14 protein-coding genes are annotated in these 13344 nt (G+C 57.1%); 7 read left to right on the top strand and 7 right to left on the bottom strand.

The genetic code is table 11. The features are described from left to right. Positions 1-74 precede the first annotated feature (74 nt). The 7 genes from tcuA to LKR43_RS12575 all read left to right on the top strand — a co-directional run bounded on the left by tcuA (position 75) and on the right by LKR43_RS12575 (position 7531). Positions 75-1496, top strand: coding sequence for an FAD-dependent tricarballylate dehydrogenase TcuA (tcuA, locus tag LKR43_RS12605; protein ID WP_227684419.1), 1422 nt, complete (start codon positions 75-77; stop codon positions 1494-1496). After that, positions 1483-2652, top strand: a complete 1170-nt coding sequence (gene tcuB / locus LKR43_RS12600; protein ID WP_227684418.1) for a tricarballylate utilization 4Fe-4S protein TcuB — start codon at positions 1483-1485, stop codon at positions 2650-2652. The genes tcuA and tcuB overlap by 14 nt, the downstream gene beginning before the upstream one ends. 30 nt (positions 2653-2682) lie before the next feature. Beyond that, positions 2683-3654, top strand: coding sequence for a Bug family tripartite tricarboxylate transporter substrate binding protein (locus LKR43_RS12595; RefSeq protein ID WP_370632114.1), 972 nt, complete (start codon positions 2683-2685; stop codon positions 3652-3654). Positions 3655-3828: 174 nt separating this feature from the next. Then, entirely contained in the window at positions 3829-4800 is a 972-nt protein-coding gene (locus tag LKR43_RS12590; protein ID WP_227684417.1) for a TRAP transporter substrate-binding protein, read from the top strand. A gap of 61 nt (positions 4801-4861) precedes the next feature. After that, positions 4862-5413: a TRAP transporter small permease gene (locus LKR43_RS12585; protein ID WP_227684416.1), complete on the top strand. Its 552-nt coding sequence runs from the start codon at positions 4862-4864 to the stop codon at positions 5411-5413. Next, positions 5413-6714, top strand: coding sequence for a TRAP transporter large permease (locus tag LKR43_RS12580; protein WP_227684415.1), 1302 nt, complete (start codon positions 5413-5415; stop codon positions 6712-6714). The genes LKR43_RS12585 and LKR43_RS12580 overlap by 1 nt, the downstream gene beginning before the upstream one ends. Positions 6715-6718: 4 nt before the next feature. Further along, a complete protein-coding gene (locus LKR43_RS12575) occupies positions 6719-7531 on the top strand; it encodes an aspartate dehydrogenase (RefSeq protein ID WP_227684414.1) in 813 nt (270 codons plus the stop codon). A gap of 68 nt (positions 7532-7599) precedes the next feature. Here the strand turns inward: LKR43_RS12575 and LKR43_RS12570 are convergent, their stop codons facing one another. The 7 genes from LKR43_RS12570 to LKR43_RS12540 form a co-directional block, all read right to left on the bottom strand. Beyond that, the gene (locus tag LKR43_RS12570) at positions 7600-7962 is read right to left on the bottom strand and encodes an EF-hand domain-containing protein (RefSeq protein WP_227684413.1); all 363 of its coding nucleotides are present in this window, start codon (positions 7960-7962) and stop codon (positions 7600-7602) included. Positions 7963-7976: 14 nt separating this feature from the next. After that, positions 7977-8228 (bottom strand): glycine zipper 2TM domain-containing protein, encoded by a 252-nt coding sequence (locus LKR43_RS16235; protein ID WP_305080628.1) that lies wholly within the window; start codon positions 8226-8228, stop codon positions 7977-7979. A gap of 178 nt (positions 8229-8406) precedes the next feature. Next, positions 8407-8994 (bottom strand): DJ-1/PfpI family protein, encoded by a 588-nt coding sequence (locus LKR43_RS12560; protein WP_227684412.1) that lies wholly within the window; start codon positions 8992-8994, stop codon positions 8407-8409. 51 nt (positions 8995-9045) lie between these two features. Beyond that, complete coding sequence (locus tag LKR43_RS12555; RefSeq protein ID WP_227684411.1) at positions 9046-10008, bottom strand: substrate-binding domain-containing protein; 963 nt, start codon at positions 10006-10008, stop codon at positions 9046-9048. A gap of 65 nt (positions 10009-10073) precedes the next feature. After that, positions 10074-11063, bottom strand: coding sequence for an ABC transporter permease (locus LKR43_RS12550; RefSeq protein ID WP_227684410.1), 990 nt, complete (start codon positions 11061-11063; stop codon positions 10074-10076). Next, entirely contained in the window at positions 11029-12621 is a 1593-nt protein-coding gene (locus tag LKR43_RS12545) for a sugar ABC transporter ATP-binding protein (RefSeq protein ID WP_227684409.1), read from the bottom strand. The genes LKR43_RS12550 and LKR43_RS12545 overlap by 35 nt, the downstream gene beginning before the upstream one ends. Continuing rightward, entirely contained in the window at positions 12618-13301 is a 684-nt protein-coding gene (locus LKR43_RS12540) for a GntR family transcriptional regulator (RefSeq protein WP_227684408.1), read from the bottom strand. The genes LKR43_RS12545 and LKR43_RS12540 overlap by 4 nt, the downstream gene beginning before the upstream one ends. Positions 13302-13344 lie beyond the last annotated feature (43 nt).

Here is a 13344-nt window from a genome sequence, read left to right as displayed (position 1 = left end):
TGAAATAGATCATGGCGGGGCAACAGAAATGAGCATACAGTATCGCCAATATATATTGCGATACGAGCCCCTATATGTTGGATGTCCTTGTAATTGGTGGTGGTAATGCCGCCCTGTGCGCCGCCTTGTGTGCACGCGAAGCCGGCGCCAGTGTCCTGCTCCTTGAGGCCGCGCCGCGCGAGTGGCGGGGTGGAAACTCCAGCCATACCCGTAACTTGCGTTGCATGCACGATGCGCCCCAGGATGTCCTGGTCGATGCCTATCCCGAAGAAGAGTACTGGCGTGATCTTCTTGCCGTAACCGGCGGCCAGACCAATGAAAAGCTGGCACGGCTGGTGATTCGCGCGTCTTCGACCTGTAGGGGCTGGATGCGCAAGCACGGCGTGCATTTTCAGCCGCCTCTGTCGGGTGCGCTGCATGTTGCCCGTACCAATGCCTTCTTCATGGGGGGCGGAAAAGCCCTCGTCAATGCTTACTACCGCAGCGCAGAAAATCTGGGCGTGCAGATACGCTATCAGTCCCCGGTCGATCGGCTCGAGATCAAGGATGGGCGCTTTGTCGCGGCCTACGTCGGCGGCGTGCGGATAGAAGCGCGCAGCTGTGTTCTGGCAGCCGGAGGTTTCGAGTCCAATCGCGAGTGGCTGCGCGAAGCCTGGGCCCAGAATGAGCGCGGAGAATGGCCGGTCGACAACTTTCTTATCCGTGGCACCCGCTACAACCAGGGCGTGCTGCTCAAGCACCTGTTCGAGGACCATGGCGTCGACAAGATCGGTGATCCTACTCAGGCACACATGGTCGCGATTGATGCGCGTGCGCCGCTGTATGACGGCGGTATCTGTACCCGTATCGACTGTGTGTCGCTGGGCGTGGTGGTGAACCGCGAGGCACGGCGCTTTTACGATGAAGGCGAAGATTTCTGGCCTAAGCGCTATGCCATCTGGGGGCGCTTGCTGGCAGGCCAGCCAGGCCAGATTGCCTATTCCATTATCGACAGCAAGGCGGTCGGACGTTTCATGCCGCCGGTGTTTCCTGGCGAGACGGCCAACAGCCTGCCTGAACTGGCAGCCAAGCTCGGTCTGGACATTGACGTGTTCATGCACACATTGAACAGCTATAACCAGGCCTGCCGGGTTGGTACCTTCGATCACACCAAACTGGATGACTGTCATACCGAAGGGCTGGAGCCCGCCAAAACACACTGGGCATTGCCGATAGACAAGCCTCCCTACTATGGTTATGCGCTGCGCCCCGGGGTCACCTTTACCTACCAGGGCCTGCTGACCGATGAAACAGCCGCTGCGCGTTTCCAGGGCCAACCCAGCGAGAACCTGTTCGTCGCGGGCGAAATGATGGCCGGCAATGTGCTGGGCAAGGGTTATACCGCGGGAATAGGAATGTCGATAGGGACTGCATTCGGGCGGATTGCCGGCACCAATGCAGCCAAGGTGGCTTTAAACAAAACGAACAGCACAGAGGCAAACCATGCAACAGCTTGAATCCCTGACCCAAGACGCACTGGATCTGGGCGGTGGAGCAATTGCCCTGACCGCGACCGAGGCCGAGGCGGCGAGACAGTTGCAGGTGTGCAATGCCTGCAGGTATTGCGAAGGCTTCTGTGCCATGTTCCCGGCAATGACGCAACGCCTTATGTTTGAAAAGGCAGATATCCACTATCTGGCCAATTTGTGTCATAACTGTGGCGCGTGCTTGCACGCCTGTCAGTATGCGCCTCCCCACGAGTTCGGGATCAATGTGCCCCAGGTCATGGCTGAGGTGCGCGGTCAGACCTACAAAGATTATGCCTGGCCCCCCAGCCTGGGCAAGCTCTACGAGCGCAACGGCCTGGCCGTTGCTTTGGCCCTGGCGGCAGGGCTGGCCCTGTTCCTGGCGCTCGCGGTATCTATGGGCGGCGGACTATGGAACAGTGCGACTTCCGGCAACTTCTATAACGTTTTCCCGCACAATCTTCTGGTAAGCCTGTTTGCACCGATCTTTCTGTTTGCGGTGCTGGCGCTGGGCATGGGCGTACGTCGATTCCTGCGCGATATCGGGCCGGCAACCAGCGGGGCTCCGGCCGGCACATCGGCTGCGCTGGAAGCGGGCAGTGCCGTGTTGCAACTGAAATACCTGGACGGCGGGCATGGACAGGGCTGCAACAACGAGGACGACAAATTCACCTTGTCGCGCAGGCGCTTTCATCATCTGACGTTCTACGGCTTTATGTTGTGTTTTGCTGCGACCAGTCTGGGCACGGTGTACCACTATGTCTTCGGATGGGAGGCACCCTACGATCTGCCCAGCCTGCCCAAGGTGCTGGGCGCGGTCGGCGGTGTGGCCCTGATACTGGGTACGGCCGGACTCTGGATCCTGCACCATCGTCGTCACCCCTTGCATGGTGACGCGGCACAAAAGCCTATGGATCTTGGCTTCATTGCCTTGCTGTTCCTGATCAGCGCCACGGGTCTGGCTTTGTGGCTGGGCCGTGACACGACGGCAATGGCTTTGATGCTCTGCTTGCACCTTGGTGCGGTCATGGCCCTGTTCCTGACCATGCCTTACGGCAAGTTTGCACATGGTTTTTTCCGCAGCGCTTCATTGGTGAGGTATGCGGTTGAAAAGCGGCAAAAGAAATCGGCACAAAATGCCGATTGATAATTACTGGGACACTTAAGGAGATTACCCATGAAATTTACCAAACTGGTGGGCGGCGTGCTTTTATGCACGGCTGGATTAATGGTGAAGGGGGCCTATGCACAGGAACTGCCGGACAAACCAATTTCGCTGGTTGTCGGCTTTGTGGCCGGCGGTGCGGCCGATACATCTGCGCGGCTGATTGCCGAACGGCTGGGGCAAAACACCAACCGTTCCATCGCCATCATCAACAAGCCAGGTGCCGGTGGCAATATTGCTCACCAATACGTCGCCAACGGCCCGAAGGATGGCAGCATGCTGTTGCTGGGCTCGGTGGGCCCGCTTACGATTTCCCCTCATTTGATGGACGTGAACTACGATCCCTTCAAGGATCTGGCAATGGTCTCGGGCGGCGTTAACTTCCCCAACGTGCTGGTAGCCCATACCGCCGCGGGTGTAAGTACACTGAAGGAATTGCTGGATCTGGCCAAAACGCAGCCCGAGAAAGTCGACTATGCCTCATCCGGCTTCGGCGCTGCCTCGCACATGGCTGGCGAACTGCTGAATATGGCGGCAGGGGTCAATATGGTGCATATCCCCTACAAAGGCGGCGCACAAGCTATGCAAGACCTGCTGGGCGAGCGTGTAATGACCTACTATTCGGCTCCTCCCACCGCCATGCCCTATGTCGAGCAAAAAAAGCTGATTCCCCTGGCCACCACCGGCTTGAAACGGCCTGCCTATTTGCCTGATATCCCCACTATCGCCGAGTCGGGCTATCCAGGATTCGAGGCCTTGAACTGGTATGCATTTGTTGCGCCGGGCGGCACGCCAGAAGCCATTCTTGACCGCTGGAATAAGGAAATAACCAAGGTGCTGACTGACCCCGATGTCGAGAAAAAGCTAACGGAGTTCGGCATGACACCGCAACCGACTACCCGCCAGGAATTTACCGATTTCGTGCACAAGGAATGGGACAAATGGGGTGCGATCATCAAAGAGCGCAATCTGAAAAAACCCTGAGCATTCAGTACCACGCAGAGTGCCGGCTTACACAGACCGGCACTCTTGCCCATGATTAAAACGGGCAAGACCATATTCCAGGGCTGAAACGGGAAAACCCCGTAGATGACGAGGTGGGTATCTTGATATCATGAGCGAGCAATTACTTTCAAATACACACATTCCGGAGGACACATGGGTTTCTACAAAACAATGATCGCAGGTGCGGCGCTGGCGCTTTCGGCTACGGCAGCGCACGCAGCAAGTTGGCAAATGGCCACGCCTTACCCAGAGTCCAATTTCCACACCCAGAACATTCTGAAGTTTGTCAAAGATATCGATGCCGCCACTGATGGCAAGCTCACCATTAACGTGCACGCTGCGGGTTCCCTGATCAAGCACCAGGAAATCAAGAACGCCGTACGTTCACAGCAAGTTGAAATCGGCGAATTCATCATCTCCAACCTGGCCAACGAAAACCCCATCTTCGCGCTCGATTCGGTTCCATTTGTCGCCGTCTCGTACGACGACTCCCTCAAAATGTACAGGGCTTCCAAGCCGGCACTCGAAGAAGAGCTGGGGCGCCAGAACCTGAAAGTGCTGTTCTCGGTGCCGTGGCCTCCCCAAGGTCTTTACACCGATCGCCCGATTGAAAAAATCGAAGACCTGAAAGGTATAAAAATGCGTGCCTACAGCCCGCAAACCGAGCGTCTGGCCCAGCTGGCCGGCGCCGTGCCCACCCAGGTCGAAGTGCCCGATCTTGCCCAGGCCTTCACCACGGGCCGCGTCAACGCCATGATCACCTCCACCTCCACGGGCGTGAACACCACGGCATGGGACTACCTTACCCATTTTTACGACGTAGCCGCATTTCTTCCCAAGAACATCGTTGTGGTCAACAAGCGCGTGTTCGACGGGCTTGACGAATCCACGCAAAAGGCGGTGCTTGATGCCGCCGCCGCTGCTGAAAAACGTGGCTGGGAAATGTCCGAAGCCGATCACTCGGCCCAGCGCAAGGTGCTGGAAGAAAATGGCATTAAAGTTGGCAACGGTTCCGACGCCCTGAATGCTTCCCTGAAAGAAATCGGCAAGAAAATGGCCGACGACTGGGGCAAAGAGGCCGGCGAAAAAGGCGCTGAAATCCTCAAGGCCTACCAGGCCCAATAAAAGGCCTATCCACACGGTGTGACCTGCTCACACCGTGTCCTGACTTGTTGCGAACCTGATTATGCGTAGATTCCTTGACGGTCTGTACCGTTATAGCGGCGGCCTGGCCGCTTTGTCACTTGTGGCCATCGTGGTGATAGTTTTTGGGCAGGTGGTGCTCAATATCATCGATTTCATGGCATTAAGTGTGTTCAACACCAGCTTCGGGTTGCTCATACCATCCTATGCCTCGTTGTCGGGCTACGCATTGGGGTTCGCCACATTCCTTTCCCTGGGACTGGGTTTTCGCAAGGCTGCCCATATACGGGTCACCTTGCTCGAGTCACGGCTTCCGGCCCCGGCCCGGCGCACGACCCTGACGATTGTTGCGCTGGTCGGCGTTGTAATGGGCGTGCTCTTTACCTACGGGCTTGGGCAACTGACCTATCAGTCGTTCATGTGGGGAGATCGCGCCTCCGGCTTGCTCAGGGTACCACTATGGATACCGCAAAGCGTATTGTGCATAGGCGCCGGCGTCTTTCTTGTGGCCGCTATCGACACACTGGTCGACATGCTGCGCGCAGGTCGTAGCGAAGGGTTGCGTACCGAAACCGACCCCGAGGAGACCCTTTAATGTCCGACCTGTTGATGTCACTCATTCTCGTCGTGGCCCTTATCGGCAGCCTCGCCTTCGGTATCTGGGTATCCATTGCCCTGTTCGTAACCGGGCTGGTTGGCGTCCTGCTGTTCTCGAATGCGCCGGCGCTTAATGTACTTGCGACCAATATGTGGAGTACGTCGGCGGAATGGTCGCTGGCCGCCTTGCCCTTGTTCATCTGGATGGGTGAAATCCTGTTCCGGTCCCGCATGTCGAAAGACCTTTTCTCCGGATTGGCGCCCTGGATGCGTTCCTTGCCGGGGGGGCTTGCCCATGTGGGCATCATGGCATCCGGTATTTTCGCGGCTGTAAGCGGTTCGTCCGCCGCCACTTGCGCCACGGTCGCAAAGGTCGCGGTGCCCGAACTGAAGGCGCGTGGGTACGATGAAAAACTGATACTCGGAACTATTGCCGGCTCGGGCACACTGGGCCTGCTCATACCTCCGTCCATCATTTTGATCGTCTACGGTGTGGCGGCCGAACTCTCGATCGCCCGTTTGTTTATTGCCGGCGTGGTGCCGGGCATCATGATTATCATGCTGTTCATGAGCTATGTCGCTATCTGGTCAGGAAAGAACCGCGACAAAGTGCCCGCCAAAGACCCGGCCATGAGCTTCAGCCAGAAACTGAAGGCAACCCGAACACTGCTGCCTGTCACATTGCTGATTATCGGGGTGGTTGGCTCCATCTACCTTGGTCTGGCCAGCCCCACCGATTCGGCGGCAGTCGGCGTCGTTATTTCGCTGTTTCTAAGCTGGCTGTTTGGCGACCTGAACTGGAAGACTTTCAAAGAGGGCCTGATTGCGGCCACCTTGTCTTCTTCCATGATTGCTTTCATTTTGGCGGGAGCGGCGTTTCTTACCATAGCCATGGGCTACTCGGGCTTGCCGGCCAACCTGGCTCGCTGGATCACCGACATGGGCATGAGCAGTTACGCTTTGCTGGCTGCCCTGACGGTGTTTTTCGTAATTCTGGGTTGCTTTCTCGATGGCATCTCCATCGTCGTACTGACCACGGCCGTGTTGCTGCCCGCCGTCCAGGCGGTGGGGGTGGATCCGATCTGGTTCGGCGTCTATCTGGTGCTGGTCGTCGAGATGGGCCAACTGACGCCGCCGGTCGGCTTGAACCTGTTTGTATTGCAAGGCATGACCGGGCGCGACATCGTTTATGTATCGAAAGCCGCGTTTCCCTTCTTCCTGATGCTGATTCTGGCGGTGGTGCTGGTGGTTGTGTTCCCCGACATCGTATTGGGGCTGCCCCAAATGATGTATGAATAAGGCCATGCGCAAGCTTGCCATTATCGGCGCGGGCAATATCTGTCGGCAGGTGGTTGGTCTACTTGCCGAAGATTGCCCCGACAGTGCACGCGACAGTGCTTTTTCCATTGCGGTTCTGAAGCGGCCCGGGTCGTCATTTCAGGGTCCCGATGACGGGCTGGTGGTATTTTCGGATATTCACGATCTGCTGGCCTGGCAGCCCGATCTCATCGTCGAAGCCGCCGGTCAGGAAGCCGTAAAGCAGTATGCCCGGCTGTGCCTGGAAAGCGGCCGGCCATTCCTGGTTTCTTCTGTTGGTGCCTTGGCCGACGACAGCTTGTATGGTGCGCTGCTCGATGCAGCCCGCAAAGGCAACACCCGCATGCTGATACCCTCAGGCGCAATCGGTGGGCTCGACTACATACGAAGTGCGGCACTGTTCGAAGGCACCAGGGTAACGTATGAATCCCGCAAGCCGCCTTCGGCATGGAAGCCCGAGCTGGCGGACCAGGGCATAGACTCCGGTCAGCTGGCCGAAGAACTCGAGCTTTTTGCGGGGGCTGCCGATGTGGCGGCAACACGCTACCCCAAGAACCTGAACGTTGCGGCCACTCTGGCATTGGCGGGTACGGGCATGCAAGATACGCAAGTGCGGGTTGTGGTCGATCCAAAGGCCTCGGGTAACCAGCATGTCATCCGGACAAATGGCCCGGCGGGCACGTTTTCTGTGACCATTGCCAATCGCCCGTCGCCTGATAACCCCAAGACCTCATGGATAGTATCGCGCAGCATAGTGTCCAGCATACGGCGCTATTTTGAACCGTGCTGGATAGGCTGAGTTGCGTGGGCGTTGCGGCGTGAGACGCCAGGAATAAAAATAGCGGAAGCCATGCTCCCGCTATTTTGTCAGGGCTGCAGAGTGCCGTCGTTGTTCCTGTCCTGGCGATCGAAGTCACGCATGACTTGTTCGATGAGTTCGTCCAGACTGATTTCGCCGTCATTGTTTTTGTCGACCGAGGCGAACTGCTCGGGCGTCATGATTTTGCTGGCTTCGGCCGGGCTAAGGCTATTGCTGCCGTCGGTATCGAGCTGCCTGAACGAGTCGCGCATGAACTGTTCGTATTCCTGCTTGCTGATTCCGCCGCTTTCATCCTTGTCGAGCTGTGCGAAATGTTCAGGTGTGAGTTCAACGGTGCTGTTTTGAGCCGTGGCCGTTGCGGCGGTTCCGAGCAGCATGGCGGAAAAGGCCACGGAAAGAAGTTTGTGCATGTTAGTGTTTTTCATTACTTGCATCCCATGGAGTTGCCGATATAGCCGCCTGCACCTATGCCGACAGCTGTGGCTGCCGTGCGTCCGCGTCCACCGCCGATGGTGCTGCCAAGCAGACCGCCAATTACGGCTCCACCGACTGTGCCGGCGATACAGTTGAACTCAGAGTTGCGTGAGCTGCTTCCGCTGTGCGAGCCCGAAGGGCTCTGGCAGGCAGCAAGAGCGCCCGCACTGATGAGAATTAAGGTGAGTGTGGCTTTTTTCATTCTGTGGCCTCATGATTGAATGGAGGGGCAATGCTGTTGGAAAGCCTGTGCTGTCGTGAAACGAAACGTTTCATGATCCTGCAATTTAATCACGGGAACCGGGACATCGACAATTATTATTTCTGTGCGGAATAATGAAACAAGCCCCGTATCTGCGGGGCTTGTGAAGCTACCGGTGTCAAGAATGGGTGATGGTTGTTCCAAGCACTTTCAGGCATTCGCGCATAAATGCGGCCAGGCCGGTCCAGCCTTTTGCCGAAACCATAGTGCCATCGACGTAGGCTTCATGCGGCTTCACATCTATGTAGGTGCCGCCGGCAAGAATGACCTCGGGTTCGCAAGCGCCCAGCGCCGCTACTTTTTTTCCACGGACCACACCATCTACGGCCACAAGGATCTGCACGCCGTGGCAGATGGTGAAGATGGGCTTTTGCTGCTCATGGAAGTGGCGCACCATGGCCTGTATGCGTTTGTCTGTACGGATATATTCCGGTCCGCGTCCGCCGGCGCAATACACCGCATCATATTCGTCCAGGTTTACTTCCGAAAATGTCTTGTTGATTTCGGCCAGGTGGCCGAACCGTTCGATATATGTCTGGTGCCCTTCAAAATCGTGCAGGGAGGTCTGGATCATCTCGCCTGCTTTCTTGTCGGGGCAGACGACATGAACGGTATGCCCGACCGCTTCCATACCTTGTTGAAATACATAAATTTCATATTCTTCGGTGAACTCACCGCAGAGCATAAGAATCTTTTTGCCACTCATGTTGTCCTCCTGGTTGCTAAGACGACCGGGCCGTGGCCCGGCCGTGTGTCATTAAAACGGACTTTCGGGAAAATAGAACTGATCGGCGTTCTCGGGAGTGATCAGCGGCGCATCGAGCTTGAAGGTGCCGCGCATGGGCGCTTGTCCGACAAACTGTGCTGTGGTCATGTAGATGGCCGACTTGATCATTGAAGGGGGATAGGGCGTCGAGATCGGGGTCATGGCGTTCTTGGCCTTGACCAGTTCTATAACCTCTTTCATGCCATTACCGCCAAGCGCATATTTGATTTCTTTGCGGCCGGACTCTTTGATTGCTTCCCTTACGCCCAGCAGCATGTCGTCATCGTTGGCCCAGACGGCGTCGATATGCGGATATTTGGCCAGATAATCCTGCATCAGTGTAAAGGCCTGGTCCTGGTTCCAGTTGGCGTACTGGATATCCAGGATCTTGATGTCTGTGCCCTTGATTACATCGGTGAAGCCCTTGATGCGTTCATCGTCGATCACGGTCGGGATGCCGCGCAGCACCACGATATTGCCTTTATTGCCCAGCTTTTCAGCCAGCCAGGTTGCGGTATTCGCTCCTACGGCAATGTTGTCACCGGCGACATACAGATCATGTATTGATGAGTCGGTCAGGCCGCGGTCAACCACCGTGACAAAGGTGCCGCCTGCCTTGACCTGCTCGACGGGGCCGGTCAGTTCCTCAGAGGTAAAGGGCAGGATGACCAAGGCATCGAGCTGCTTGCTGGCCGAAAGGTCTTCGAGCGCCGATACCTGCGCTGTCGCCGAGGGCGAGGTCTTTACCACGACATCAATATTTGGAAACGCTGCCTTAATCTCTTTGGCAGCCTGTTCCGCGTGATAGACAACACCTCCGGTCCAGCCGTGGGTAGCGGCAGGTATTGATACGGCAATTGTCGTTTTATCTTGCGCCAAGGCACCGGTGGTGGTCAGTGCCGCAAGAGTGGCGGCAGACAGCAAACCAAGTGCCCGCTTTGTAATAGACGTCATTTCTTTCTCCTGGTTATGGTCGTTATTTTTTCTACTTGTGAAACAAACCCGCTCTTTGTTGGCGGTTACTTGATAAAGCGATGTGCCAGCATGGCAAGGATGATGATCACCCCTTGCACGGCTGCGACGAGGTATTCGGAAACCATGTTGGACAGCACCATCAGGTTGGCAATCACTTCCAGTATCAGCGCACCTGCGACGGTGCCCCAGATTCTTGCCTTGCCGCCGCGCAGCAGTGTGCCGCCAATTACTACGGCGGTGATCACATGCAGTTCCCAGAGCTGTCCGGTTGTGGGAGTGGCCGCGCCAAGCCGGGGGATGTAGCAGATTGCCGCAATGGCCACACATAGCCCCTGGATTACAAAGGCCATGGTACGAACCTTGGTGACGGACACGCCCGAGAAACGGGCCACTTCGGCGTTTGAACCGGTAGCCATGCAGCGGCGTCCGTATTTCGTGCGATACAGGATGAAGGCGCCGACAAGGGCGACGGCCAGAGTAATGAGCACTGGAATGGGTATGCCCAGTACATCGCCGAAATAGACGGGCCGATAAGGTTCGCGCAATGAACGTTCCATGGGGATGGATCCGCCATCGGCCATCCACGTGATCAGTGCACGGAAAATTCCCATCGTGCCCAGTGTGACGATAAAGGGTTCGATCTTGCCTACGGTGACAATCAACCCGTTCAGCAAGCCGCAGGCAGCGCCTGCCAGCAAACCTACTGCGGCACCAACGAAAATGGCGTTTGCACCCATGGAAGGTTCAAGCTGGTTCATGGTGAGGATCATGATGCCGGTGACGAATGCCATCATGGACCCGACAGACAAGTCCAGGCAGCGCGACGAGATCACAAAGGTTGCTCCTACCGCGATAATGGCAATGAAGGCTGAGCGGGTGACGACGTTGGCCAGGTTGGTGGCTGTCGCAAAGTTGGGGTTGAGCATCGTGCCGACCAGCAATACGATGCCCAGCGCAATGAAAGGCCCCATAGTCGCCCAGCGGATGCGCCGGGGTGCTTCAGCTGTCGCGATAGGCGTGGTCGCGCTTGTCATCAGGGTTGTCTCCTTCGGTGCTCGTCGCCGCATAGACGACGTTTTCTTCTGTTATTTGTTTTTCTGTAAGCTCGGTCACGATATGTCCTGCACGCATTACCAGTACCCGATCGGACAGGCCGACCAGTTCGGGCAGTTCTGAGGAAATCACAATGCAGGCCTTGCCGGACCGAACCAGCTGGTCGATGAATTCGTATATCTGGCTCTTGTTGCCAATGTCGATGCCGCGTGTCGGCTCGTCGATGATGACGACCGAAGGGTTGGCCATCAATATTTTTGCGAGCAGCAGTTTTTGCTGATTGCCGCCCGATAGTTGGCCGACATCGAGGTGGATGGAGCCAACGCGGATGTCGTAGCTGCTTACGGCCGTTTCCAATGCGGCGATCTCTTGGCGGTAATCCAGAGCAAGGTTCGGGTGGATCCGGTCCAGAGCCTGAAGTGTCAGGTTGGGTGCCAGGGGTTCGTCAAGCAGCAGGCCTTTGCCCTTGCGGTCTTCGGTCAGATAGACCAGGCCATGTTCCTGCCAGCTGCTGACCGTGCGTTGCCGGATGGCTTGCCCGTTTAGTTCGATATGTTGTGCATGGGCCGGACGCAGACCCATCAGGCCCTCAAAGAGCTCGGTCCTGCCTGAACCTATCATGCCACCGATGCCCAGTACCTCGCCGGGTCTGACGGTCAGGCTGGCCTGTACCGCACCATGATCTACAGACAGCTGCTCGACAACGAGCAGGGGATCGCCGGTAGATCTTTGGCGCTTGGGCGGATAGAGCACGTCGAGCTGGCGACCGACCATAAGTTCGGCCATCTGGCGTTGAGACAGCTCGGTTGCCGGCCAGGTGCCTATCATCTTTCCGTCGCGAAGTATGGTGATGCGGTCGGCCAGCGCTTCGACTTCATCCAGGCGATGTGAGATATACAGGACGGCCACGCCTTGTGCCTTCAGCCCGCGCACGACGTTCAGCAGCGCCGCCACTTCGTCGTTGGCCAGCACGGCGGTAGGTTCGTCGAAGATTACGACCTTGCGTGGCTCTAGCAGAGCCCTGGCGATTTGTACCAATTGCCGCTGTGCCAGCGGCAGTTCGCCTACAAGATCGCGTGGCCCGCAATGCGCGCCGATAGAAGCCAGCACCTGGGCGGTGCGCTGGTTCATGCTGCGATCATCAACCATGAAGCCACGCGACAATTCGCGGCCCAGAAAAAGGTTTTCAGCGACCGTGAGGTCGGGTGCCAGCAGGATTTCCTGGTGGACCAGTACTACGCCTGCCGCTTCTGCTGCCGAGGCATCGGCAAACTCGATGGCTTGTCCGTTCAGGAGCAGGTGGCCCGCCGTGGGGCTGACATAGCCCGACAGCAGCTTCATCAGGGTTGACTTCCCCGCGCCGTTCTCGCCGATGACGGCATGGACTTCCCCTGCATGGATGTCGAGCGTGACGACCGACAGCACAGTGATGGGGCCGTAAGCCTTGGACAATTCCGATGTTGCCAGTGTTGATGGCGCAGAGGTGTCCATGACCGCTTGTGCGTCAATGGATGAGGGAAGGGCAGTGCCGGTGTTCATTCGAAGGCCAGCATCAGGCGATCGCGCGAGCGCTCGATGTGCTTGCGCATTGCCGCTTCTGCAGCGTTGGCGTCGCCTTCCCGAAAAGCCGCCATCAGGTCCTCGTGTTCTTCAAGGGCTTCCTGAGTAACGCGGCTATGGAACATCAGGCGGAACAAATGCAGATGGACGTGCTGATTGAACAGTGTTGAACGGATCACTTCATTACCCGCGATACGAAGGATTTCGTCGTGAAACTGCGCATCGGTACGGGCAAAGCGTGAATAGCGGCTGGTGCGGTCTACGGGTGTTGCGCCATGAGCCATGTCGGCGGCAATTTCTTCAATGTGATTCAGGCTGGCAGGCGTCATGTTCAAGGCGGCCAGGCGTGCGCCTTCGGGTTCGATCAGCAGGCGAAAGTTGAACAAGTCTTCGAACTGCTTGCGATCCAGCTGAGGGGCGGCGCTATAACCGATGAGGTGCGCTTTTTGTACCAGGCCCTCGCGTTCGAGCCGGGAGAGCGCTTCCCGGATCGGCGTTTGGGAAACGTTCAGGTCGCGCGCGAGCACATCGATCGGAATGCGGGCTCCAGGAGCGATGGTCAGCGACATCAGTTGTTCGTAGATGTTGTCGTACACACTATCTACCACGCTGGTAGGGCGTAGAGATGCGCGTGGCTGTTTTTCTCGTTGCGCTGTCATAGTGGTGGTAACGGTCCGTAAGTTGTCCTTGACATGCTCGAAT

Origin of the sequence: Pusillimonas sp. MFBS29, from assembly GCF_020687695.1 — a bacterium.
GTDB lineage: Bacteria > Pseudomonadota > Gammaproteobacteria > Burkholderiales > Burkholderiaceae_B > Pusillimonas_C.
This window is presented reverse-complemented; position numbering and strand designations above follow the sequence as displayed.